The sequence below is a fragment of the Emticicia oligotrophica DSM 17448 genome, from assembly GCF_000263195.1.
In the GTDB taxonomy this organism is placed as follows: domain Bacteria; phylum Bacteroidota; class Bacteroidia; order Cytophagales; family Spirosomataceae; genus Emticicia; species Emticicia oligotrophica.
Genome location: NC_018748.1, coordinates 427,578 through 453,448, shown reverse-complemented (window position 1 = coordinate 453,448; position 25,871 = coordinate 427,578). Strand labels below are relative to the sequence as shown.

The window sequence follows — 25,871 nt, the reverse complement described above, 5'->3', positions numbered from 1 at the left end:
TTTAGAAAGTATGAATTTTCAAGAAAAATTTGATATACTATTAAACTTATTGGGTAAAAAATTTATAATATTGAAAATTGTTCGAACCTTTTCCTAACCTATTTGACTACCTTTAAAACCTCCGATGAAAAAACAAATACTTACATTATTGTTATTGACAATTGTAGTGGGGGGAATCAGTATCAGTTGTAAACCTAAAGAAACACTAACTGAGCAAGATTTGGCCTTGAAATGGGCCGATATGACACTCTACATTACTAAAAATACGCCTTCTAATTCACCTAATTATGCTTCTCGTTGTTTAGGATATATCGGTTTGACAATGTATGAATCATTTGTTCATTCCGACCCGACCTATACTTCTTTGGCTGGTCAATTAGATAGTTTAGCTATTTTGCCTTTGCCTGAAAAAGATAAAAAATATGATTGGCGACTTTCGCTCAATGCTGCACAAGCTACCATCTTAAAAAATATTTATAATCAAACCTCAGACCTCAATAAAGCAAAAATTGATTCGCTAGAAAAAACTTTTCTTGAATATTATACCGAACAAAATTCTGATAAAGCATTGATAGATAGGTCTGTATCTTACGGAAAATCTATTGCCCAAACTATCTTTGAATGGTCGAAAACAGATGGAGGGCATCGTGGCTATTTGCGAAACTTCGATAAAAAAATGAAGTACCCGAGTCGCTTAGGTTCTTGGCAACCACCCCTTTATGGTCAATCATTTAGCCATTATCCGCTTCAACCGCATTGGGGCGAAAATCGTACTTTTTTGGCAGCTAATCACCAAATTTCCGATCCTGCCATCATTCCTTACGATACACTACCCAATTCGGCTTATTACAAGCAATTTTTAGCAGTTTATCAAAAAGAAAAAACACTCACACAAGAACAAAAAGAAGCTGCCATTTGGTGGGGAGATGACCCCGACGAGACTTTTACGCCTCCGGGACACTCTTATTATCTTGCCACTTTAGTAATCAAAAAAGCTAAACCAAGCCTAATGAAATGCGTAGAAACTTATGCAAAAGTAGGTATAGGTGTGGCTGATGCTTTCACAAATTGTTGGAAGTGGAAGTATAAATTTTTTACAGAAAGACCTAATACCTTCATTCCGAAGTATATTGATAAATTTTGGGAGTCTTTCTGGCCCGACCCACCTTTTCCTGCGTTTCCTTCGGGGCATGCCATCCAGGCAGCTACAACAGCTACAATATTGAGTAGTTTATACGGAGAAAAATTTTCATTTACTGATGATGCCCATGTGGGTAGAAAGCGAGATGAACTACGAAATGTTGATTTTAAGGCACGTCATTTTGAGTCATTTTGGCAGGTAGCAGAAGAAACAGCCAATTCACGTTTTTATGGAGGAATCCACGTGCCGCAAGACAATGCAGCAGGTTTAGAAAAAGGTAAAGAAGTAGCTCAAAATATTATTCGTTTGCAATGGAAGAAATGAGAAAAAAGCCATTATACTTATACTTTGGGTATAGATTTCTACAAATTTCAATCTATACCTATCTATTATTTTTCACCCAAATTATTTGGGCTCAAACCCCTTTTACCGATATTACCGAACAGGCTGGTATCAAGCATCAATTTAAGGTTTTTGAAGGTTTTTTAGGTGGTGGAGCGTGTGTTTTTGACATAAATAACGATGGCTTTGATGATATTTTTATTACTGGAGGCATGGCTGATGATGTTCTCTATTTGAACAATAAAAAAGGTGGTTTTTTGAATATCTACGAAAAATCAGGACTTACAGGTACTAAAAAGTTCATTACTCAAGGAGCGGTTGCTGCGGATGTTAATCGAGATGGTTTTGTTGATTTATACATTACAACGATTACTTCAAAAGGCCAAAAAAAGGTAATTCCGAGAGCCATTAATTTACTTTATATCAATAATGGCAATAATACATTTCGTGATGCTACCACCGAGTTTGGTTTAGGAAAGCTTAATTCATTTAGTACGGGGGCCAGTTTTGGAGATTTTAATGCGGATGGATACCCAGACCTCTATGTTGGTAATTATTTCACTGAATATCCGGGCGATTTAAGTACTGTAAACGATAATATGATTGTTAGTGCCAACCAAATTACGGAAGGCTATTTATTGCTCAATGAAAAAGGGAAATCCTTTAAAAATGTTTACAAGGATTATGGTCTAACTCATAAGGGCTTTGGTTTTGGTGGTGTTTTTACCGATTATGATAACGATGGCGACCAAGACCTTTTTATTAACCATGATTTTGGCTATAAAAGAACGCCTGACATTTTGCTAAAAAATGAGTATCCATGGGGTTCGTTCAAAGATGTGAGTAAGGAGTCGGGCATGGATTTGAAAATTAATTCGATGGCTTCGGCAGTTGGAGATTATAATAATGATGGCTTGATGGATTATTTCGTGACAAATATTCGCTTTAATAAATTTATGGTGAATATGGGAGCTGGTAAGCCATTTGTAGAAAAATCGCGTGAATTGGGTTTGGGTTATATGACCATTAGCTGGGGAGCAAATTTTGCTGATTTTGACCAAGATGGCGACCTAGACCTTTATGTAGTGAATGGCGATTTGAATCCAAATTGTACCCCTATTGCCAATTATTATTTTGATAATGTGGGTGGGAAGTTTAATGAAGTTGGTCGTTTGAAAGGGGTAGGTGACTATGGAATTGGTCGTGGCTCAGTAGTATTTGATTTAGAAAATGATGGAGATTTAGATATTTTAGTGGTAAATCAAAATCCAATTTTAGCGGGTTATCCTGTTGAATCTACTACAAAACTTTTTCGGAATGATTCTGCTAAGGGTAATTGGATAAAAATTGCTTTGAAGGGGGTTGAATCAGAAACTCATGGTTTGGCCTCGAAAGTAGAAATTGTAGTAGGAGATAAGCACCAATACCGTGAGATTGATGGTGGTGGCTCAAGTCATCTTTCGCAAAATGCTACTTATGCCCATTTTGGAGTAGGAAACGCTACACAAATTGATGAAATCATTGTTCATTGGACGGGCGGATATAAACAAACACTAAAAAATCAGAAAGTAAATCAGCTTGTTACTGTTACAGAAGAAACTCATACTAGTAAATTAACACTTTTAAAATGGTTTCTGATTGCCTTTGCACTTGTTGGAATTGCTCTGTACTTTTGGCGGAAGAAAAGATAAAAATTAAAATTCTACAACCTTAATATTTGAAAACTTGCTTTTATGCAACGACATCAGGCTACCATTAAAGAAATTGCACAGAAGTTGGGTGTCTCTATTTCCACCGTTTCACGAGCTTTACAAAATAATACTCGAATAGGTCTGCGTACGCGTGAGAGAGTATGGGAATTAGCTAAATCAATGCACTATGTTCCTAATCCCGCAGCCATTTTTTTGAAGAAAAACCGAACTTTCACCATTGGCGTTTTATTACCATACCTACAAGAAGAGTTTTTTTCAATGGCAATCTCGGGCATCGAAGATGTGGCCTTAGAAAGAGGCTACAACGTGGTTGTGAGCCAATCTCGTGATAAATTCGATAGAGAAGAAAAAGCTCTAAAATCTTTTTTAAGTAGTAGAGTAGATGGCGTAATTGCCTCAGTAGCAGCCGAAACAAATAATTATAGCCATTTTAAAGAAGTAGAAAACTTTGGTACGCCACTGGTTTTTTTTGATAGAGTGCCACGTAATTTAGAGGCAAATAAAGTACGTTGTAGTATCACAGATGGTGCTTTTGAAGCTATTGAGTATTTAGTTAATAAAGGGGTTAATCGTATTGCACTGCTTAATGGTCCATCCAATCTTGAAGTATGTGATGAACGATTGAACGGGTATTTGACAGCTGTTCAAAAATTTAATGTACCTACTTCTCCAAAATATATCAAAGCTTGTGATTTATCGAAAGATGATACAATTGGTAAAATGCAAGAACTTCTCAGCTTAGAAGAACCACCTGAGGCTATTCTAACCTTCAACGACTACGTGGCTTTATACGCCATGCAGGTTTGTAAACAAAAAGGACTAATACCCAACAAAGATGTTTTATTCGTTAGCTTTGCTAATTTACCAATGACTTTCTATATGGATAATCCACCTTTGGCATCGGTTGAGCAATTTGCTTATAATATGGGTGTGAAAGCAACTGACCTTTTAATAGATATTATCGAAAATCCTAAGAACGAAATGCCGCCTTATGAAGAAATCGTGGTTGGTACAAAGTTGATTATCCATTAACAACAATAGGATTCAAAATTTTGAATCCTATTGTTGTTTTATATTGCTTCTAGCGTATTTATCTGTTGATTTTCTTCAGGTTCAAAAAGTACAATTGGCTCATTATCGCTTTCTCGAACTTCAAAAAACTTTTGATGTATATCAAATGGCTGTTCGTCTGAACCCAATGAACATACTACTCTTTTATAAGTTCCATCTTCTTGCAGCTCATAGGCATTGACATTATCACGGAGGTTATAATCAAGAATATGCATCATTTGATATTTGATATCTGAATCTACAATTTCAAACAATGATTCTATGCGTTTATCAAAACTACGCACCATAATATCAGCACTTCCACCATAAATCTTAGGATTATTATTGTTGTGGAAGTAAAAAATACGTGCGTGCTCGAGGAAAAGTCCAACAATTGAACGAACTGTAATATTTTCACTTAATCCTTTTCTTCCCGGACGTAAGCAGCAAATTCCACGGATAATTAATTTGATTTTTACACCAGCTTGAGATGCTTTATACATCTCATCAATAATTCTTTGGTCTTCCATTGAATTGAGTTTGATGCAAATTCCGCTTGGTAATCCTTTTTTAGCATTTTCTGCTTCATTTCTAATCATCTCAATAAGTTTATCACGCATATCACGTGGAGAAGTAATGAGATTATTATACTCAGCAGGCTGAGAATGTCCTGTAATTACATTGAAGAATTCTGAGATATCCCTTGTATAGTTTGGATTACTTGTGAGAATCCCAATATCTGTATAAAGACGAGCGGTATCTTCATTATAGTTGCCACTGGCCAAGTGAGCATATTGGGTGACTTTATTTCCCTCTTTTCTTACTATGAGCATCAATTTGGTATGGGTTTTATACCACCCAATTCCATAAATTACAAAGCAACCCGCTCTTTGCAGGCGGTCAGCCTCTCTGATATTATTTTCTTCATCAAAGCGTGCTTTTATCTCGAAAAGCACCGAAACGTGTTTGCCATTTTCTGCCGCTTTCAACAAAGCCTGCGTCACACGAGAGCGTTTGGCTAAACGATAAATGGTTAGTTTAATAGCCAATACATCAGGGTCTTCGGCAGCCTGTTCGATGAGCTGGAGTACTGGTTCAAAATTATTATACGGATGATGCAGTAATATGTCTTTTTCTCGAATTACCTCAAAAATATCCGAGTTTTTGTCTTTAAGTCTCGCAGGCGTAATCGGTGGATGAACAGGGCTAATATCTTCTTGAAACTCAGGATGGCGAATAATTTGCCATAAACAAGTATAATCAATTAGGTATTCATCGAAAAATATATTGTATTTATCAATTTCAAATCGTTTTTGCAAAATTGTGAGCATCCATTCATTTGAGTTTGGTTCAATTTCCATGTGAACAACTCTTCCTAAACGGCGACTTTTAATTTTTTGCTTAATTTCGTCAATGAAATCAGAGTCAATATCATCAGACTCTTCAAGGGTGAAATCACCATTTCGCACTATTCGAAATAGATTAACCGATTGTATTTCTACATTACGGTACAGTTTTTTTATCTCGTGTCTGACAATTTCTTCAATCGGTAAAAACAATACTTCTTCACCTCGCTCAATGGTATAAAAGCGTGGTAAATTGCTCGGAATTTGTACAAAAGAAAGTTTTTTGTTTTCGCTATCTTCTGGGAAAAGTGTTGAGCGTGTGGCATCTGTCACCACCCCAAAAATGAGCGTTTTGGCAATGAGTACTGGAAAAGCGTGTGTATGGTCGAAGAGCATAGGCGTAAGCATCGGATAAATAGTATTATCGAAATATGCTATTGCCTCTTCTAGTTCATGTGGAGTTAAATCATTGATTTTAATGATTCTAAACTTGTATTCTGCAAATTTTGGTACAAGTTCTTCTTTAAAAACACGGTCTTGTTCTTGGCAAAATTGCTTAACCGAGAGCATCAATGCTTTTCTAAAAGGTATTTCACGCAGACCTGAATAATCAATTCTTTCTTTATTGAAATCTAAATAATTATACAAACTACCCAAACGAATCGTGAAGAACTCATCTAGATTTGAAGCCGTAATGGCTAGAAACTTCAGTCGTTCAAATAAATTTAAGTCTTTTTCACGTGCTTGGTCGAGTACACGCTCATTGAATTTAAGCCAACTTAAATCTCGGCTGAGATAGTTAGATTGTTCGATACTATCTGCATACCGATTTATCTTAGAATCTTCAGAGATTCCTTTATTTTCGGTAGTTTTATTATTAGGTACTAAACCGTTCAGAAAAGAAAAAAGGCTACTTTTAGAGCCTTTATCATTTGGAGTATTTTTGGTACTATCTTCCATCGCTCGACAACAAAATGTATTCTGCGAAATAAGTTAAAAATGGCGTGAAATTCAAGAAATTAATAATAATTTAACATAAAACTGTATAATTCTAATGAATTTAGGCCGAATATTAGTTTTGGTTTTACTTATCATAAAAATAAGCTACTTTTAAGAAAAAAGCCTTTCAACATGAGAGTGAAAACTATTTGTCAACTCAAATACAATGCACCAAATAATGTTCCGTTCATTATGATGCTTCGCCCGAAAAGCGGTATTGGGCAACAAATTATCGAAGAAACTTTTCAACTCTCTCCTGCGATTAATTTAACCGAATATGTTGATTCATTTGGAAATGCTTGCCAACGATTTTTGAGTCCAATTGGCGATTTTCAAGTTGAATCGATTGTAATAGCTGAAACAAATGAGTCTGTTGATGTAAACTTCGATGCTGAGATAATTCCAGTTGAAAACTTACCCGAAGAAACTTTAATTTATCTTTTACCGAGCCGCTATTGTGAATCTGACCTTTTTTTGAGTATGGCGGTAGAAATTACCCAAGAGTACCAAACGGGATACCAAAAAGCTGAAGCCATACGTGAATGGGTTTACAATAATATTAGCTATCAATATGGGTTTAGTAATTCCTCATCTACGGCGTGTAGTGTAAATCATAGTGGGGTGGGGGTTTGCCGTGATTTTTCTCATTTAGGCATTTCACTTTGCCGTGCTATTAATATTCCAGCTCGAATGGTAGTAGGCTATTTGTACCAACTTGAGCCAATGGATTTACATGCATGGTATGAGGTGTACCTCGAAAATCAATGGTACACTTTTGATGCCACCCAGCCTGAACCCAAAGGAAATCGATTAGTTTTGGCTCATGGCCGTGATGCAAGTGATGTAGCTTTTGCTACACATTTTGGATTTGTATATTTGAATGAGATGCAAGTATCGGTAGAATTGGCCTCAACAAACTAAAAATTGCTTATCTTTTGCATTTTAGAAATAATTAAGCTGTAAAATTCGTTACAAAAACGTAGCATTTTTATTATCTTTGCACCCATGTTTTTGAAAAGACCACATATCGCCCTATTGTTTGTAAGTATTTTGTTACTTTCTGCTTGTTCGAGCAAGTTCATGAAACTTCAAAAGAAAGGTACTACCGACGAAAAATACAAAGCTGCGAACGAATACTACAAGAAAGGTGACTACTATAAAGCAGGCACTCTTTTTGAAGAAATTGTTCCTTTGCTCAAAGGTGACTCACTTGCCGAAATAGCACAGTTTTATAATGCTTATTCACAATACCAGCAAAGACAATACAGCATGAGTGCTTATTTGTTTAAGAGCTTTTATGCTACTTATGCCAATAGCCCCAAAGCTGAAGAAGCATTTTATATGTATGCAAATTCGATGTATAAAGATGCCCCTAATTTTAACCTCGACCAGTCGAGTACAATAACGGCCATCGACGCTTTACAGACATTTATTAATTCATTCCCAGATAGTAAATATGCCGAAAACTGTGTAGCAGATTTAAAGGATTTACGTCATCGTTTAGAGCAGAAAGCTTACGAAAAAGCTAAGCTTTATTACAAAACTAGTGGAGTAACAATTGCTAATTTCAAAGCAGCAGTTGTTGCCATTGATAATTTTCAAAAGGATTTTCCTGATTCTGAATATATCGAAGAATTATCATTCTTGAAAGTTCAATCGCAGTATGATTTAGCAAGCGTTAGTTTTGAGAATAAACAAAAAGAACGTTTTACTGATGCTTTGAAATTTCAAGAGGAATTTGTTGATAAATTCCCGAAGAGTAAATATTTAAAACAGGCTGAAAAGATTTACGAAGGCTCAACAAAAGGATTAGAAAAAGCAGTTAAGTATGAGCAGGAAGTGAAAGAATTGAAAGCCAAAGAAGCGGCGAGAGTAGCCAAAGAAAAAGAAGAAGCCTCTAAAAAAGAAGAAAAACCAGGCGATAGCAAACCATAATCTCCCGATTTTGGTTATTTGAAAATAGATTAGTATTACATCAAAAAATAAACTCTTCTGGAAGATAGAAGAGAAAACACAAAGAATATGGCAGTAAATCCTTCAATCATTGCAAGAGATGTAGATAAACTTGCAGCAAAGACAGGCAATATTTATGAGTCTGTATATGTTGCTTCTCAAAGAGCTCGCCAAATTGCAGTTAAAACTAAAGAAGAATTGACTCAGAAATTGGGTGAATTTGCTTCAAATATCGACAATTTGGAAGAAATTTTTGAAAACCGTGAGCAAATCGAAATTTCTAAATTCTATGAGCGTCAACCAAAACCAACTTCAGTTTCTTTAGAAGAGTTCTTTGAAGATAAGGTTGAGTATCGCTTTAAAGATGCTGAATAATCTAAGAAAGTAGGTCTAAAGCTTTCGATTAAAATACTCAAGCAGTCAGAAAACTCTGGCTGCTTTTTTGGTTTAAGGTAATTCTTAAAACGGATAATCTACCGCAATATTTAAAATTAAGTTTTGCTTACGCCAAGCTCTTTCAAATGGTTTGATTTCTTGAATGACCCAACGTTCTTTTTCCGCTAACCAAGGCTTACGAAAAGGCGTAGCAAGGTCGAGTCGGAGTTTTACATAAGTAAAGTCAAGTCGAAGTCCCAATCCTCCCCCTACGGCTAATTGTTTATAAAAATCTTTTCCAAAAGTACTACTGGTTGGATAACCCAAGGCTTCATTATATTTGGCCATCCATATATTTCCTGCATCAACAAAGGCGGCTAAATTGATGATTTGACTGAATTTTATACGAAGTTCGCTATTTAACTCAAGCTTTACATCGCCATAGGCATTAGTAAAAATGGCCGTACTATCACCCGTTATATTAAAATCTCCGGGTCCAATAGACCTAGCTCTAAACGCTCTAATACTATTGCTTCCGCCAATCGAATATTGCTTAACTTGATTGGGTAAACTTTTTGAATTTCCATAAGATAAGCCATAACCTAAAATGGCTCTATTAGCCCAACGAATGCTATGGGAGAGGTCAAGGTAATAACGTGTTTCAAGGTCGAAACGAACATATTGTTCAAAAACTGTATTGAGTATTCGCTTAGAACCATCTTCCAATTTTTTTCGGACCAAGCCCGACATATTTCCCGCCATATCTACCCCAGCATTCAGATAAAAATAATGCCTGCTTCCAATGGGTTGTACGGGTGTATAAACAATGTTATATTGCCCACCTAAAATTAACCGAGTATTTAAGATTTGGTCATAACGAAGTAAATCTTGAATATTTGTACTATTAAAAATTTTATTGACAAATTCTTCACTGATATTTTTGGGTCTGATAAGATTTATAGATAAAGGTGAAAAATTATGTTCAATGGCAGCACTCTTGCGAAGGCTATAACTTATTGAACCTCGGAGGGAAGTGATGGTATATTGATTATATCTATATTTCGAGCTGTCAATATTGATACCTACCCCTTTTTGTACTAATCTTTCGTATCCGATATTGATATTGGTTTTAGGCAAAGCTTGATTCCTTCCAGCACGAACTTGATAGAACGGTAAAAGAAATCTCGGAAATGTCAGGTCAGCATCACCAGCAATTCTGAAGTAATTGTTTAGTTGAGTATTTAGCTGTTTACTAGCCAACTGAAAGTCATAACCAGTATTGATACCTAATTTAAGAATTTCGGCTCTTTTAAAAAGGTTTCTATTTAGCCAGTTGATACCTAACTGCGTACCCGCCAAATTATTTGAGCGAGTTAGGAAGTTTGTTTCCGCCTGCAAAGATTTCTTTTTAAGCGAGGTTAGGTCATAGATTACATTTATTTGTGCTGAATCTGAACGATTGACCATTTCAAAGCGATTTTTTACGAATTTGAAATTTCGCAAATTTATCAATCTCGAAAGAGAAGCATCGTGTGTTTGACTACTATATAATCGGCCACTTCTGAAGCCAATGGCATCGTTAAATACTTTTGGATTATAAGAATATTTTGGTTGGAAAACTTTTAATCCTTTACGAATTTGTATCAATTTCCCAGAACTATCGGGCGTATCAATGTACACTTGTATATCTTTAATCGAATATTGTTTGAGCGAAGTTTGAAGAATATTAGGCTTTAGTTCGACGTATAAATCAACTTTACACTTGTTTTGATTGGTATCTGCTTTTACAATTAAGAAGTCTGGACGAAAATAGTAATAGCCATTGGTCTTTAGCACTTTATCAATGCGATCTCTTTCCAACTTAACTAGCTCAAAGCGATAAGGCTCACCAACTTTTAATAGACTATTTTCCTTAGTTTTTAGCAGATTTAGAGAAAAGATGGAACTATCTTTCTTTACAAATTCAACTTTATCAATGGTGTAGCGTGGTTTTACATGGGCTATATAGACAGCTTCAGATTTCTTTCCTTTGATTACTAACTCTCCAGTAGCCGTTGAACGAAAATAACCTTCATTGTTGAGATAATTACTAATAATATCGGTGTTAATTGTCACGGCTCTTTTACTGGCCAATACAGGGGCTTCACCAAAACGTTTTCTAAACCACTGACGAAAACCTTTCTCTGATTTGGGTTTTCCAATAACTGAATAAAGCCATAATTTGTAAGGAAAACCCATGATGGTGCTATTCGGCACTGGCCGAATGATGGTTATTAATTGCTCATTCAGAAATTTAACTTGTTTGCTATTGAGGCTCGAATCGGCAATCGTTTTTACTTTAGCACCTGTATAAAGACTTTCGCCTTCGGGAATATATTTATTCACCGAACAAGAAGAAAGCAAGAAAATAAGTCCCCAAAAACATATATTTTTAGTATAAAAGAATATGTTTTTGGGCTTTTTTACAAAGTTATTTTCTATCTGCTTTGTTCTCATTTCTTCTTTTCAAATAGTTCTTTAAAATACTCATAGTCGAGCGTTAGTGTGAATGCTACGCCCGTTTCTACTACAAAGCCATCAAGAATCGCTTGATATTGGTTTTTACGATAAGCACTAAATAGATAGCGGCCATCTTTACTTAAACTATAATTTAGGGCGATATTATCGACAATTTCAGTTGAAGCGGCCGTTGAACCAGTTGTATTTTCAAGCTGGAAATTTCTACCGATAGCAATTTTTAGGCGGTCGTTTAAGAATGCCTTGCTTAAACCCACATTCAAATCTGTACGAGCCTTATTACCCGCATCTGTGTTGAATGAAGTTGAGTTGAGGTTAAAATCAAGTTTAATGCCCTTAATTAAATCACCAGCTAAAAGATTAAGTTGGTCGGTTAATAATTTGCTAACACTTTGTCGGGCTATGGCTTCTGGATTAATGCCTGAGAAAAAATCGCTTGATTGTTCACCCAAAAACTTATTTAAAACAAGCAAAGCAAATACTTGCTTGTTCATATCAACTGGATTTTGAGAGAGGTTTTTGAGATAACCATCTTTTTCAATTTCAGTGATAGCTTCTGAAGGGGCATTTTCTGCTACTACAATTTTGAAATCAATCGTAGGATTTGATAAATTTCCACTCATTGATAATTGTACCTCTAAAGGTATTTTGCCAACCACTTTGGTACTGGTTGGAGTTCGAGGAACCTCCGCTTCAATTTTATATACTGCTGTAATATCAACTTGGGCCTGCATTGGGTCGCCTGTCCATAGGAGTGTGCTACCTTTTTTGATGTTAAATTCTTTTTTCAAAAACTGAAACGATAAGTCGTAGCTTCCAGAATTTAGTTCATAAAGGCCAAGTACATAAGGTTGTCCATTAGGTGTAATACCCGTGTTGAGCTGTGCATTCCCTTTAACTTTAATATTATCGCCATTGAGTTCGTCAACGATTATTGTTAATTGAGACTTGTCATCTACTTCAACATTGAGTGAAATTTCTTCTACAAAATCGTAGGTAGTTGTTGTTGCAACTGAATCAGTTTTTTCTTTTTCCTCAACTTTTGAATTTTTGAGGTTGACAAATTCAACAATACCGTCAGTTTCGGCTTTATCTATTTCTCGGTCGGGGAGAAGTACTGTAATATCGCTTCCTTGCTTCACTTTAACGCTCCCTTCAACTGCTGGTTTTGTACCTGCACCTTTGATGTTGAGGTTTGCATCTACGAATGCTTTTCCATAAAAGAAATCATTATCTTTTCTACTACCATTTAACACCATGAAGTTCTTGGTGTCGATATTTAGTTTGTAATTAAAATCTGGAATGTTTTGCAGCGAAAGCGTACCATTAACATTCATTTTTTGCCCAAGCGAATCGGCAATTATGAATTTATTGAAATTAATGACAGAATTATTAAAAGCCATTGCCTGATTTTGGATTCGATAAATAGCCCCTAGTTGAGTGAGACTAAACGAAACGGTATCGAATTTAATTTGCCCATCGAGTGTAGGTTTACTTGGTTCGCCCCTAAGTGAAAGTAAACCTTTCAAATTTCCACGGGCATTTTTAAGTTGACCAAAACTAAAGGCTTCAACGGTTTTTGCCCCGATTCTTTGAATATTTATTTTAAAATCAAGCGGTTTCTTTTGCTTTAAGAAATAGCTTCCATTGACTTTTATATCATTATTATTATTTAAAATAGAAGCTAAAACATTGATTTTTTCAGAAGTTTCGTTGGCGGCATTTACCTTTAAGTCACCAATCGGGATTTGAGTAAAGACAAAGTTCTTAATTCCTAAATCACCCGTAAATTCTGGCGAATTCGTATAGTCTGTTAATATAAAAATTCCGTTGAGTTTTCCGCCTGCTAGGCTTGAATCTTGGGTGGCAATGGTTACAAATGGCTTAATTTCAAGGCTATCAATTTTTATATTCAATGGAGAATTTGGTTCTATACTTTGGCTGTTAATTGCAATGCTTTGCTTGCCTTGCATAAGCCTTAGGTTATTCGTGTAAATACCTTTGGAGCTATATTCCAAATACCCACTTGAATCTGTTTCCCATGGTTTATAGTCGATCAATGTGCCTTTTTCGGCTAAATATAATCTTAGCTTTTTATCAATAGAACGAAGATTTGCTCCCAAACCATAACGATTATTGTTGAGCGAATCTTTCGTCAGGAGATTGATTCCCAGTATATTATCTGCTACTTTTCCTCCAATAAAAATTCTTCGAAAACGATAATCACCATAAATTAATTGAGCGACATTTCCTTCGTATTCACCTTTATTATTGGCTCCAATAATCTTAAATCGAGCATTTTCTACACTTGAAGTATCGTAAGCTACTTTGGGAATAAAAAGATTGGCTTGAAGGGTAGTATCTTTTAAATTATTTATCTGAGCCTGAAAACTAATAGTATCTAATTGGCTTATACCATCTACAAAACTCTTAATAATTGGGTGATTGTTAAGCTTGGCATTGATACTGAAATTGTAGGGTGTTGTAATTGGCTTATAAGAAATATCGGGCAATGTGAAGTATTTATTGACTTCTGTTAAAAGAATATCACTTAATTGCGTATAAATGAACTGTCCATCAATTTGAGCATTTAAAAATGGGGATATAAGCGTGATATCCCTTTGGCCATTCGTATTGCGAATGTCAAAGTCGATAGCATCTAAAGGAATACTCTTGCCATTTTTTTCTATGATTGCGTTATGAATTGATATTTGACCCAAAGGATTTTCTGGGTTTGTTGACGACATATTCATTTGAATATCGCCTTTGATTCGTAGTGGTTCTGTGTAAAGATTGAGTTTTTTTAAATCAAGTTCTGCAATATTGACAATTCCTTGAATAGCAGGGTACTCTTCTGATAAGTTGACTCGTGTATTTAGAACAATTTTAGCATTTTCATCTTTGAGCGAAGCATTAAAATTGGCTATTTTATCTTTTACCGAACCCTTAATGCTTAAATTATTATACTCATAACCTTTGATAACGGCTTTTTGTGCTGTACCATCAATGATTGCATTCATTGTTTTAGGGTCGAAACCATTGCCTTTAACAGTTGCATCGAGCGTAAGTTTACCTACGTTTTCGGGTTGTTTAGTAAGTTTTCCAAAGTCAAACTCTTGAAGGATGATTCGACCATCATAGCTTTGATTTTTATCGGCAGTAATGTTTTTCAATATGCCTTTAAATGCACCTCCTCCTAAATCCGAATCTAATGAAGCATCGAGTTGAAGGTTTTGTATTCCACCTTTAATTTTTCCTTCTAAACGCACAAATTGTGGGAGTTCAATACTTTTAGGAATCGTACTATCGCCCGCTACACTCAGAATCTCATTTTTTGTTAGGCTTAATTCTCCTAATTCAATATCGACGGCTAGTTTATCAGTATTTGGCAAACCTTTAATTTTACCTTTTGCCTGTAAACGAGCTTCCCCAAATCCTTCAACCACCATTTTTGAAATGTCAAGGTCATTTACTTTACCACTAATTATCCCATCGGCTTTGATTATTTCGTTGTCTTTTTTCTTAAAAGCTTGATTATTAGCTAAATCAGGAACTAAAGTCAATAAATCACTGATTGCAATTTGGCTTTGTTTTAAATTGAGCTTGATACCGATGTTTCCCAAGTTTCTACTGAAATCTTCAATAGAGCCATATTGCATTTGTAGCTCGTTTTGAAGAAGCGTATGAGGGGTTTTTATAAGTAATTTTTTTAGTGTTATGGCTTTGTTGGTATAGCTAAAATTTGAAGAGATATTTTGAAGCCAAAGACCGCTTTGTTCTTTAAAGGTAGAATTTTTTAATTCACCTGAAATTTGTTGGTCACTGAAGATAAATTTGTTCAGTTGAAGGTCTATCCCTGAAAGATTTATATGGGAGGGGTCAAGGCCTTTCGTTTGCCTTGCTGCATTATTATCATCGTAACGAATATTAGTATTTTTTACAGCGAATTCACCAAGATTTAAAATCCATGGTTTAGATATTGCCGAATCTGATGGAGTTTTGCTTGGATTATCAACTTGGACTTTCTTTTCAAATTCAACAAAAACAACGGCATTATTGATAGAAATTTTAGACAATGAAATTTGCTGACTCGATAAATATATCTTTTTACCCTCTACTTTTATTAAATCAATATTTCCTCCACTCTTGATTCCATCAGTTTTACTTGAGAATAACCAATTGATATTTTTTAAATTAAGTTTTCGAAAATTAATGTCTAAAGTATCAGCAACTAATTTTGTTTGGGTATTTGCTGGAGACGATTTCCGAGCAGGTTCGTAAAGATTGACAATGAATGAGGTATTTTCTGCAATTGCATTACCTAAATGATATTGAGATTTAAGAAGGCTAAATTTATCGAAACTACTTTCGAACTTGCCAATATTAGCATCGGCATCGGTGCCTATAACTGCATCTTTGTAGGTAAGGTGTACGTTTGTGAGTTTGACTTTCCGCATACCCATATTAAACGGAGTTGCTTTAGTACCTGTATTCCCAGAATCGAAGGCTTTTAATATAAAGCTAAAATTGAAAGTGGTATCGGGCAGCGTTCGGTTAACTTTTAATCTAATGCCTTCAAGTTCAAATTGATTAATATTTGCTTCATTGCTGAGCAACGCCATCATGTCGATGTCAAGATAAAGCCGTTTTCCTGAAACTAATGTGTCTTTACTTAGGTCTTCGATATAGACATTTTCGAGAGAAATCCAGTCGGGGATATCAAAACGAACTTTTCCAATTTCAACTTTTGTCTGAAGTTTGTTTCGTAAGTACGAAACGATTTCTTTCGTCAGAAAATCTTGCCCAGTAGGTGATTGCAAATATAAAAATATTCCACCGACGAGAAGAAAAATCCCAACTAATATCCATCCTATTATGTGGAGCAATCGTTTCATCAACACAAATTTAACTCAAAATACGTATTTTTAACGAAGAATAACCGCTCTTCGCATGAACTTTTTGATTTTATTTCGAAAATATTACACTTTTGTGTAGCTTTTATAAAGTCAAAAAAACTATGCCAGTAAAAAAACATTAAACTTTTAAAGAAATTGAGCTTAAAAAATAAAAAAGTCATATTAGGAGTATCGGGAAGCATCGCTGCGTATAAATCTGCTTTATTGGTGAGACTTTTGGTAAAAGAAGGTGCAGAAGTGAAAGTAATCATGACCGAAGCTGCCAAAGATTTTATCACACCGCTAACTTTATCTACACTCTCAAAAAAAACAGTTATATCCAGTTTTACAAAAGGTAATACTGGTGAATGGAATAACCATGTAGAGTTAGGTTTGTGGGCCGATGTAATGATTATTGCTCCCGCTTCGGCGAATACTTTAGCAAAATGTGCCCACGGAATCGCTGATAATTTATTGATAGCCACGTATTTATCTGCTAAGTGCAAAGTGTTTTTTGCTCCAGCAATGGATTTAGATATGTACAAACACCAAAGTACGCTCGAGAATTTAAAGAAGCTTGAATCTTATGGTAATCAAATTATTAATGCAGAGTTCGGAGAATTAGCAAGTGGTTTGGTTGGAGAAGGCCGATTGGCGGAACCAGAGCAAATTGTACATGAACTTAGTCGCTATTTTGCAGGAATTGCTATTTTGAAAGGCAAAAAAGTACTTATTACAGCAGGTCCTACTCAAGAACCAATTGACCCTGTTCGATTTATTAGTAATCATTCTTCTGGTAAAATGGGGTTTGCGATTGCCGAAGCTTTTGAAATGGCAGGTGCTGATGTAACCCTTGTGAGTGGGCCAGTTGCTATTCCAGCACCCAAAGGAGTAAAACTTGAAAAAGTACAATCGGCTCAGCAGATGTTTGAAGAAACCACTAAATATTTTGCAGAAAGTGAAATTATAATACTTTCGGCGGCCGTGGCTGATTATACACCGCTTCACGTAGCCGACAAAAAAATCAAGAAAAAGGAAGATGTTTTCAATATCGAACTTACAAAAACTACCGACATAGCTGCAACATTAGGTATGCAAAAAAAAGCTGGTCAGATAATTGTAGGCTTTGCTCTTGAAACAGATAATGAGTTTGAAAATGCCAAAGGAAAACTCGAACGTAAGAATTTTGATTTCGTTGTTTTAAATTCTTTACAAGATAGTGGAGCTGGATTTCGTTATGATACAAACAAAATAAAAATCATTGACCGTGAAGGTAATATATATGATTTTGAACTAAAATCTAAAAAGGAAGTAGCACAAGATATTATCGCAACCATATTACAAAAATTATAGTGAAATTCGAGTAATTTAGCGATAATCTGTTTAAAAATTCAATGAAAAAACTAATATTTTGGGCCTTAATGGCAAGTTTTACGGGAAGTATTGCCCAAGAACTGAATTGTAATGTAACTATTGTGTCTGACCAGTTGCAATCTCAACAGTCGGCTGAAAAACAGGTTTTTGTAGATATGAAAACTGCAATCAGCGATTTTATGAATGGTAAAAGATGGACAAACGATATTTATAGCCAAGAAGAGCGAATTAAATGTAATTTGATTATTACATTTACGAAGTCGCCTCAACAAAATGTCTATCAAGGTAATGCCCAATTTCAGGTCATTCGTCCAGTGTTTAATACTACTTATGAGACAATCCTTTTAAGTTACGTTGACCGAAACTTCAATGTTTCGTTTACACCAGAAGACCGACAAATGAATTTTAATGAGTTGAATTTTACAAATAACCTCACCTCAATTTTAGGATTTTATTCATTAATTGCTCTAACAGTTGATTATGATTCATTCGGTAAATTAGGGGGAAATCCATATTTAACACGTGCTTATAACATCGCCAATTTAGCAGCGAGTGCTGGGCAGAGTGGTTGGGAACAATCGGGTGACCAACGTAATCGTTATTGGTTGGTAGAAAACTTGCAAAATCAACAATTAGCTCCATTCAGAGATGGTATGTATAATTATCATCGTTTGGCTTTAGATAACTTTACTACCGACCCCGTTGGTGGACGGAAGCAGGTGATGGATATGCTCTCTTCAATCAAAACTATGCAACAATTAAAGGCTAATTCGGTATTAATAACGAGTTTTTTGAACGCTAAAAACCAAGAAATGGTAAACATCTTTTCTGAAGCAACCAAAGACGAAAAACAAAAAGCATTTCAATTATTATCGGCAGTTGACCCTTCAAAGACCGAACTTTACAGAAAGTTGGTCAAGTAAGAGACTTCATAGAAGCAGGAGTCATCCAGAATTATAAGCACAAAACTTAAATCAGTGATGTTTATTTCAAAATTACGGATGACTCTTGTTTTATTACTCATCCCAAAGATTTGCCACGGTGTAGTCACTTCCTGCCAAACACCAGAAATCTCCTTTGATATAGCGATAATGTTTATCTAAATCGCCCATAGCTGCCAACTGGGCAGTGTTGAGTTCAATATCAGCAGCGGCTAAATTTTCAGCTAAACGTTGAGGATTAACCGATTTAGGAATAACTGAAGTTCCTCTACAAACGGCCCATGCAAGCATTACCTGTGCCGGTGAGCAACCAATTTCGGAAGCAATAGAGATGATTGTTTGATTCTCAAATAGTTTTGGTTCTCCCACTGAAATCCTACTGGCAGGTCTATCTGCCGAACCAAGTGGACAATAGCCAGTAAGGAAGATATTATTTTCGTTAGCAAAATTTAGAATAGCTTTTTGTTGGAGAAATGGGTGAAGTTCAAGCTGTAAAACTTCTGGGCAAACTCCAGTATCGTCGGTAATTTGTTTAATTTTCTTGATACTAAAATTTGAAACACCAATGTGCTTGGTTAAGCCTTTGGTTTGCAAATCAATCATTCCTATCCAAGTTTCTGTGAGTGAAACTTCGTTGAGACTTACCAAGTGCTCTCCGTTTTGAGGATAATCAATATCATTTCTGAGTACAATTGGCCAGTGTATCAGATACAGGTCGAGATAATCCAACTGTAAATCACGAAGCGTAATTTCGATAGCTCCTTGAATATCTTCTTTTCTGTGTCTATTATTCCAAAGTTTTGAAGTTATCCAAAGTTCTTCTCTCGTAACTTCTCCATTTTGTATGGCATCGGCAAAAGCTTGACCAATTTCTGCTTCATTGCCATAGATAAAAGCACAGTCAAAATGTCTGTAACCAATCGTTATGGCTTCTCGAACCGCTTTATAAACTTCTCGTTTGGCCGATTTCCATGTGCCCAAGCCTAATGCAGGCATTTTATCACCATTACTAAAACTAAAATATTTCATAAATTTTGGTTTAATATTCGATTAAAAACACAAAGTACACAAAGGGTTACTTTGTGTACTTTATCATTAAACTAAAGTTTATTGGCTTTGTTTAAATTTATGCTTGATCAATATCCCCATTTTTTCATGATTGCTAAATCTTCTTTCATACAATCTAATGGAGCTTTGCCTTGATAAGATTCTTGTTCAATGATAAATTGAGTTGTACCTCCCGATTTTTTACCCATATCAATAATTTCTTTCACACCGATTACGCCTGTTCCGAGAATCGCACTTTCCCAACCGCCATGTTCTTTTTCGCTCTTGATTTCGTCTTTCACGTGCATCAATTCAAATCTGCCCGGATATTGTTTCAATAATTCAGCGGCACGTCCACCACCACCATACATATTACCAATATCCAATTGTTGAGCCACTAAACTTGGGTCGGTATTTTGAAGCATAATGTCATACACTTTTACACTACTCAACTTCAAGCTAAATTCAAAATCATGGTTGTGATAACCAAATTTCATTCCTGATTTTTTACACAATTCACCAGATTTATTAAACACCTCCATGAAGCGTTTCAAATCATCGAAATTTTTGCGTAAGCTTACATCTAACCAAGGACTAACGACATATTTTTGTCCGCAAATGGCAGCATCTTCTATTGTATATTTCCAAAGGTCAGTAAATTCACCTTTACCTTCATCCCAGTGTTGCTTGCCCATTACGGTATGACCACTTGGCATTTTTAGGCCTAAGTCATCTAAGATTTTACGGAATTCTTTAGCAGTATAACCATAAAATTTACGGTCGATATAATTGGCATGTTCTACGTGGGTATAGCCCATTTCAGCCAATTTCTTTAAACTACCAAGTGGGTCTTTTTTCATGTCCTCTCTAATTGAATAGAGTTGGACACCCACCACATGTTTTGCTTTTTTGTTGGCAAATAAATCGCTTGAAAAAGCGGCAGTGCCAGCCAATGCTAATGCACCTTTTTGAAGAAATTCTCTTCTTTCCATAGTTTGTCGTAGGTATTATATAGATTGAATTTTAAATGTACGAATTTTATAAATAGGGCAAAACCTAAAGTTTGATTAAATCTACTAATTCTTCGCTCATAAATTGATATTCATCAGGAATATCTAAGACAATTTATTCTTTTTCATCGACCATCGTAGCAAATGTTTGTTTGATAAGCTATTTATGTTTCACCACTAATTCAAACTGAAATATAAAAGCTAATTTATCAATAATAGAAATTGATTATGAGACTAAGTTTATCATTGATTGCTGTCTGCTTTAGCTTACGGTTGAAAATGAGACCAATGAATAGATTTTAGTCAAATGTCTTGGTCTAAATTTGGAACGATTTTAATTTTACTATTATCCGTCAGCTAAAGTAAACGGCAATGAATTTTAGTAGAAATCTTACTCCTTCGTTACTACCTCATCTAAATTCATCATAGCATTGGCGGTTACTGCCATTGCCGCTAATGAAGGGGAGGTATCTGAGCGTCCAAAGAATTTATAGGCTTCAATTGGATTTTTCTTATATAGTTGCTCGGTTTGGCGATAAAGTTTAGTCAAAATCTCTAATTCTTTACCATCAATATCTCGCATCATGATGGTATTAAAACCCGCTTGAATTTGTTGTTCGGGACTTTTCCCTTTCTTTATCATACTTTTAGCCAATTCTTGAGCCGCTTCAACATAAACTGGGTCGTTGAGAGTAACAAGTGCTTGTAAAGGCGTATTGGTTCTTAATCTCCTTGATTGACAAAACTCGCGTGTTGGTGCATCAAACGACATCATAGAAGGGTAAGGAGAAGTTCGTTTCCAAAATGTATAAATTGCTCGGCGATGTTTATCTTCGCCATTGGAAGTATTCCAAGATTCTCCACTCCAAGGCGATTGCCAAAGTCCATCGGGCTGGTATGGCATAACACTTTTACCGTACATTTTCTTAGAAAGTAAGCCACTTACTAGTAATGCTTGGTCGCGTACTTGTTCGGCAGTTAGGCGGATTCTGGGTCCTCTAGCCAAAAGCTTATTGCTTGGGTCTTTTTCAAGTAAATTTGGTGTTACTTCCGAAGACTGTCGATATGTACCTGACATTACCATCATTTTTAAGAGTTTCTTGACACTCCATTTCATATCTTCTTGAAATGTTATAGCCAAATAATCGAGTAGTTCAGGGTGTGTAGGTGAAAAGCCTTGTGTTCCAAAATCTTCGACTGTTTCCACAATTCCTGCCCCAAAAAGTTGTTCCCAAAAACGGTTTACTATGACTCTTGAGGTAAGCGGGTTTCGGCCATCTACCAGCCATTTGGCAAATCCTAAACGATTTTTAGGATAATCCTTAGGCATTGGTGATAGGTATTTTGGTACATCAGGTTTTACTTCTTTCCCCTTTACAAGCCAATTGCCTCTTTCAAAAATATGTTGTTTTCTGGCTAAATCACCACTTCCTTCAATTAAAATCGGACTGTAATCTGCTTTAGCATTTAGTATTTCTTTGTATTTTGATTCAAATGATTGATAATCAGGTGTTTCTGTAAATGTTTCTTGGAAGGCAACCCATTTAATTTGTAACCATTCTTTCGGTGTTTTAGGGTTTGTAAAAACAAAATACAAGTCATGTTTACCCTCCAATTTTGGTAGGTTATAAATCATCACCGTATCACGTGTTTTAAAAATAGGAATCGTTAGCAGTACTTTACCATTTAAGGCATTGTCACGGATGAGGAGTGTCCCCTTTTCATTTCCGGTATTGAATGTCATGAGCATTCGGTTTTTGTTCGTAAGCGTTACGTTCTTTAGTCTTCCATAACCAGTATGCTGTAAACCTAAATATTTGGCATCGAGAAGGGTAGAAGTTACTGGTGAAAGTTGCTCAATATCATGCGAGTTAAACTTAGGTTCTAAAACCTTTACGAATTTTTCAAATTCATTGACTTTTTGTGTTGAAGTTTTACTCAAAAGCCATCTTTTTATTTCTTGAATTTTGGTCGAATCTTCTTTTTTATAAAATCTCAAATACGGGGTTTCGCTCACCACATCTTCATCACGGGTATTATTGAAGAACGCCATTGATTTATAATATTCTTCATGTACGAAAGGGTCATAAGGATGGGTATGGCATTGTACACAGGCCATTGTTGTTCCTTGCCAAACGTCAAAAGTGGTATTCACTCGGTCGATTTGAGCCGCAATCCTAAATTCTTCATCTACTGTTCCACCTTCATCGTTGGTCATTGTATTTCTATGGAAACCAGTGGCAACTAATTGATTATCAGTTGGATTTGGCAATAAATCGCCCGCCAGTTGTTCAATCGTAAATTGGTCGAAAGGCTTATCTTCGTTGAAAGCTTTTATTACATAATCTCTATAACGCCAAATATTTCGGTAAACATCTCGCTCATAACCTTTAGTATCAGCATAGCGGGCTAAATCAAGCCACATGGCTGCCCATCTTTCACCATAAGCCGATGAAGATAATAATTTATCAACTACTTTTTCGTAGGAATTCTCTGACTCATCTTGCAAAAATTCTTGTAGCTGTTTTTCGGTAGGAGGAAGGCCCGTTAAATCTAAATAAACTCTTCTGAGTAAAGTCCCTTTTTCTGCTTCTGACGAATGGGTTAGTCCTTCTTTTTTTAGTTTATCCAAAACAAAATGGTCGATTTCATTTTTGGCAAATCTTGTTTCATCGTCCTTGAAAAGACCAATTCTTGCAAAAAATCCGCCAACTGAAGGTACATCAGGTTTTTCAGGTTTCTGATATGCCCAATGTTCACCCCATTTAGCTCCATTATCAATCCATTTTTTGAGTAATTGGATTTCTTCTGTTTTGAGAGGTTCTTCATTTTTGGGCATTCGCTCATCAATATCACTGGAAATGAGTCTTTTATAGAATTCTGAATTTTCAGCATCTCCCGGAATAATGGCAATTTTACCCGATTTTCCTTTCGTATTGAGTGCCTCGTGTGGAAATAAAAAGCTTAGATTAGCAGCTTTTTTTACTCCGCCGTGGCAGGCCACGCAATGTTTATTTAGAATTGGCTTGATTTCAGTATTAAAGTCAACATCATCACTAAACGGATTGAAGCTAAAAGCCATAGTGCCAACTATAACAGCTATACTAAGGCCACCAATGATAATGGTCGAGGATTTCATAGTTTTATTTAATAAGCGGGTGAAGCTTTACAAATTTACAGTTTTCGTAAGAAAAACATATATTTTTTTCATTAGAAAAATTAAATTCCAAAATATCATCATTAAATTTAACCATTCGACACCATCTTTTCCTTGGATGACATGAATTGGTTTGTAGGAATGTAGGAAACCCCAAAAATTTGCTTCGTATTTCGGATGAATAAAAACATTTCGAAATCATTAAACAATCAAAAACATCAACCATGAGCGATTTTTTATCAAAATTGAAAGGACTTTTTATCGTAACTACTCCAGCCGAACAACAAGTCAATTCGACTGACAATAAGCCTACCGCCAACAATACATCACAGCCAGCTCCAGCCACTCTTGCAACTGCTCCAGTTACAGCAACTGGGAAGGTTTCTGACAAGTTTTACGAGATTCTTTTTGGTGCAATGGAAACGAATAATCAACCCGGATTTGATTATTTAGAGTTCAAAAAGTCATTACAGACTTTGGCTAAAATGCCAATGGATGAAGCTACTCGTTATAGCTCGGCTTATGCGGCGGCTCAAGCGATGGGAGTTTCTAATCAGCAGTTGAATGATTCTGCACAGTTTTATCTGAATATCCTAAAAGCGGAAGATGCAAAATTTCAAGAATCGGTTAATCAACAGCGACAAAAACAGATTGGAAGTAAAGAAAAAGCCATTGCTGACCTTGATGCTACCATTAAAGCCAAAGGCGAACAAATTGCCAAGCTTACGCAAGAAATAGCAGCACATCAGGAAGATATGTCTAAAATGAAAGCAGAAATTTCTGATGCTGTAGTGAAAATAGAGACTACCTTAAGTGATTTTCATGCAACTTACAGCGATTTGGTAGGACAGATTGGAGAAGATGTAGAGAAAATTAAAAAATATTTAAAGTAAATTATCAAAGAAATACCTAAACCAAAAGAGAATCGCCCATTCTTTTCATGGTTATCAATCATCAAATAATAAAACTCCTGTTGGGCAAGGAGGAAACAAAACAATGGAATTACAAGATACAAAACCAAAATCATTTTGGAATCGTCCAGAGGGCACTACAGGAATGTTATTTGCGGCTGGACTAACTCTGGGTGGTGGTTATTTATTGTACCAAGCATTACCCTTTTTAATTACTTTGGCCTCTAATACGCTTTATTTAGCAGGTATTTTAATTGTGTTAGCGGCCTTGATTTACATGATTCTTGATCCTAAAATGCGTAATCTGATTTTTTATATTTATAAGAGTATCATGCGTTGGGTTACAGGACTTTTTATACAAATTGACCCTATCGGCGTTCTAAAAACATACATCGATGAGTTGCAAGGAAATCTTGGTAAAATGAATCAACAGATTTCGAAGCTTAAAGGTCAAATGATTAATTTGAAGACAATTATTGAAAATAATAAGAAACAAATTCAAAATGATTTAAGCTTGGCGAGTAAAGCCAAAGAAACTGATAAACAAGCTATGATGGTGCTGAAAGCACGTAAAGCAGGCCGTTTGCAGGAGTCGAATATGAAACTCGATGATTTGTATAAGAAAATGGAAATTCTTTACAGAGTATTGGGTAAAATGTATGAAAACTCAGAAATCATGCTTGAAGATATTAAAGACCAAGTAGTGGTAAAAGAGCAAGAACGTAAAGCCATCCGTGCGAGTCATTCAGCGATGCGTTCGGCGATGAATATCATGAATGGTAATAAAGACCAACGTCAAATGTTTGATATGGCCATGGAATCAATAACTGATGATGTGAGTCAAAAAGTAGGAGAAATGCAGCGTTTCATGGAAGTATCAGCGAATTTCATGGATTCGATAGACCTCCAAAATGGTGTATTTGAAGAAGATGGTTTGAAAATGCTTGAAAAGTGGGAGAATGAGGGGGTATCCTTATTACTCGGCGATGATAAAAAAGCATTACTTTCTGGCGGAAGTGGTTCATCAAGTAAATCATCTGGTAATCAGTATGATAAGTTGTTTGAATGATAATTAAAAAGGCTGCAATTTAAATTGCAGCC

Annotated in this window: 16 protein-coding genes; 10 read left to right on the top strand and 6 right to left on the bottom strand. The window is 35.6% G+C overall.

What is annotated here, in order from left to right; all coding sequences use genetic code 11:
• Positions 1-124: 124 nt before the first annotated feature.
• Genes EMTOL_RS01990 through EMTOL_RS01980 form a run of 3 tightly spaced genes read left to right on the top strand, consistent with a single transcriptional unit; the run spans position 125 to position 4,227 of the window.
• Positions 125-1,465 (top strand): vanadium-dependent haloperoxidase, encoded by a 1,341-nt coding sequence (locus EMTOL_RS01990; RefSeq protein WP_015027589.1) that lies wholly within the window; start codon positions 125-127, stop codon positions 1,463-1,465.
• Entirely contained in the window at positions 1,453-3,174 is a 1,722-nt protein-coding gene (locus tag EMTOL_RS01985; RefSeq protein ID WP_015027588.1) for a CRTAC1 family protein, read from the top strand. The genes EMTOL_RS01990 and EMTOL_RS01985 overlap by 13 nt, the downstream gene beginning before the upstream one ends.
• Before the next feature lie 42 nt (positions 3,175-3,216).
• Positions 3,217-4,227 (top strand): LacI family DNA-binding transcriptional regulator, encoded by a 1,011-nt coding sequence (locus EMTOL_RS01980; protein WP_015027587.1) that lies wholly within the window; start codon positions 3,217-3,219, stop codon positions 4,225-4,227.
• A 38-nt stretch (positions 4,228-4,265) separates the two neighbouring features.
• Here the strand turns inward: EMTOL_RS01980 and ppk1 are convergent, their stop codons facing one another.
• Positions 4,266-6,551 (bottom strand): polyphosphate kinase 1, encoded by a 2,286-nt coding sequence (gene ppk1, locus EMTOL_RS01975; RefSeq protein ID WP_015027586.1) that lies wholly within the window; start codon positions 6,549-6,551, stop codon positions 4,266-4,268.
• Between the two features lie 171 nt (positions 6,552-6,722).
• Between ppk1 and EMTOL_RS01970 the strand changes: the two genes are divergently transcribed.
• The 3 genes from EMTOL_RS01970 (at position 6,723) to EMTOL_RS01960 (ending at position 8,918) form a co-directional block, all read left to right on the top strand.
• Positions 6,723-7,511: a transglutaminase domain-containing protein gene (locus EMTOL_RS01970; protein WP_015027585.1), complete on the top strand. Its 789-nt coding sequence runs from the start codon at positions 6,723-6,725 to the stop codon at positions 7,509-7,511.
• Between the two features lie 84 nt (positions 7,512-7,595).
• Entirely contained in the window at positions 7,596-8,525 is a 930-nt protein-coding gene (locus EMTOL_RS01965; RefSeq protein ID WP_015027584.1) for an outer membrane protein assembly factor BamD, read from the top strand.
• 87 nt (positions 8,526-8,612) lie between these two features.
• Positions 8,613-8,918, top strand: a complete 306-nt coding sequence (locus tag EMTOL_RS01960) for a DNA-directed RNA polymerase subunit omega (protein WP_015027583.1) — start codon at positions 8,613-8,615, stop codon at positions 8,916-8,918.
• A gap of 84 nt (positions 8,919-9,002) precedes the next feature.
• Here the strand turns inward: EMTOL_RS01960 and tamL are convergent, their stop codons facing one another.
• Both tamL and EMTOL_RS01950 read right to left on the bottom strand, forming a co-directional pair.
• The gene (gene tamL, locus EMTOL_RS01955; RefSeq protein ID WP_015027582.1) at positions 9,003-11,414 is read right to left on the bottom strand and encodes a translocation and assembly module lipoprotein TamL; all 2,412 of its coding nucleotides are present in this window, start codon (positions 11,412-11,414) and stop codon (positions 9,003-9,005) included.
• Positions 11,411-16,330, bottom strand: coding sequence for a translocation/assembly module TamB domain-containing protein (locus EMTOL_RS01950; protein WP_015027581.1), 4,920 nt, complete (start codon positions 16,328-16,330; stop codon positions 11,411-11,413). Before EMTOL_RS01950 ends, tamL begins: the two co-directional genes overlap by 4 nt.
• Positions 16,331-16,486: 156 nt before the next feature.
• Between EMTOL_RS01950 and coaBC the strand changes: the two genes are divergently transcribed.
• Complete coding sequence (gene coaBC / locus EMTOL_RS01945) at positions 16,487-17,683, top strand: bifunctional phosphopantothenoylcysteine decarboxylase/phosphopantothenate--cysteine ligase CoaBC (protein WP_015027580.1); 1,197 nt, start codon at positions 16,487-16,489, stop codon at positions 17,681-17,683.
• Positions 17,684-17,724: 41 nt separating this feature from the next.
• A complete protein-coding gene (gene porD / locus EMTOL_RS01940; RefSeq protein WP_041693367.1) occupies positions 17,725-18,627 on the top strand; it encodes a type IX secretion system protein PorD in 903 nt (300 codons plus the stop codon).
• 93 nt (positions 18,628-18,720) lie between these two features.
• Here the strand turns inward: porD and EMTOL_RS01935 are convergent, their stop codons facing one another.
• The 3 genes from EMTOL_RS01935 to EMTOL_RS01925 form a co-directional block, all read right to left on the bottom strand.
• Positions 18,721-19,674 (bottom strand): aldo/keto reductase, encoded by a 954-nt coding sequence (locus EMTOL_RS01935; RefSeq protein WP_015027578.1) that lies wholly within the window; start codon positions 19,672-19,674, stop codon positions 18,721-18,723.
• 107 nt (positions 19,675-19,781) lie between these two features.
• Positions 19,782-20,684, bottom strand: coding sequence for a sugar phosphate isomerase/epimerase family protein (locus EMTOL_RS01930; protein ID WP_015027577.1), 903 nt, complete (start codon positions 20,682-20,684; stop codon positions 19,782-19,784).
• A gap of 409 nt (positions 20,685-21,093) precedes the next feature.
• A complete protein-coding gene (locus EMTOL_RS01925; RefSeq protein ID WP_015027576.1) occupies positions 21,094-23,841 on the bottom strand; it encodes a DUF1553 domain-containing protein in 2,748 nt (915 codons plus the stop codon).
• Between the two features lie 242 nt (positions 23,842-24,083).
• On the opposite strand from EMTOL_RS01925, the gene EMTOL_RS01920 reads away from it, so the two are divergent.
• On the top strand, positions 24,084-24,752 hold the full coding sequence (locus EMTOL_RS01920; RefSeq protein WP_015027575.1) for a coiled-coil domain-containing protein: 669 nt from the start codon (positions 24,084-24,086) through the stop codon (positions 24,750-24,752).
• Between the two features lie 103 nt (positions 24,753-24,855).
• Positions 24,856-25,839 (top strand): hypothetical protein, encoded by a 984-nt coding sequence (locus EMTOL_RS01915; RefSeq protein WP_015027574.1) that lies wholly within the window; start codon positions 24,856-24,858, stop codon positions 25,837-25,839.
• Positions 25,840-25,871 lie beyond the last annotated feature (32 nt).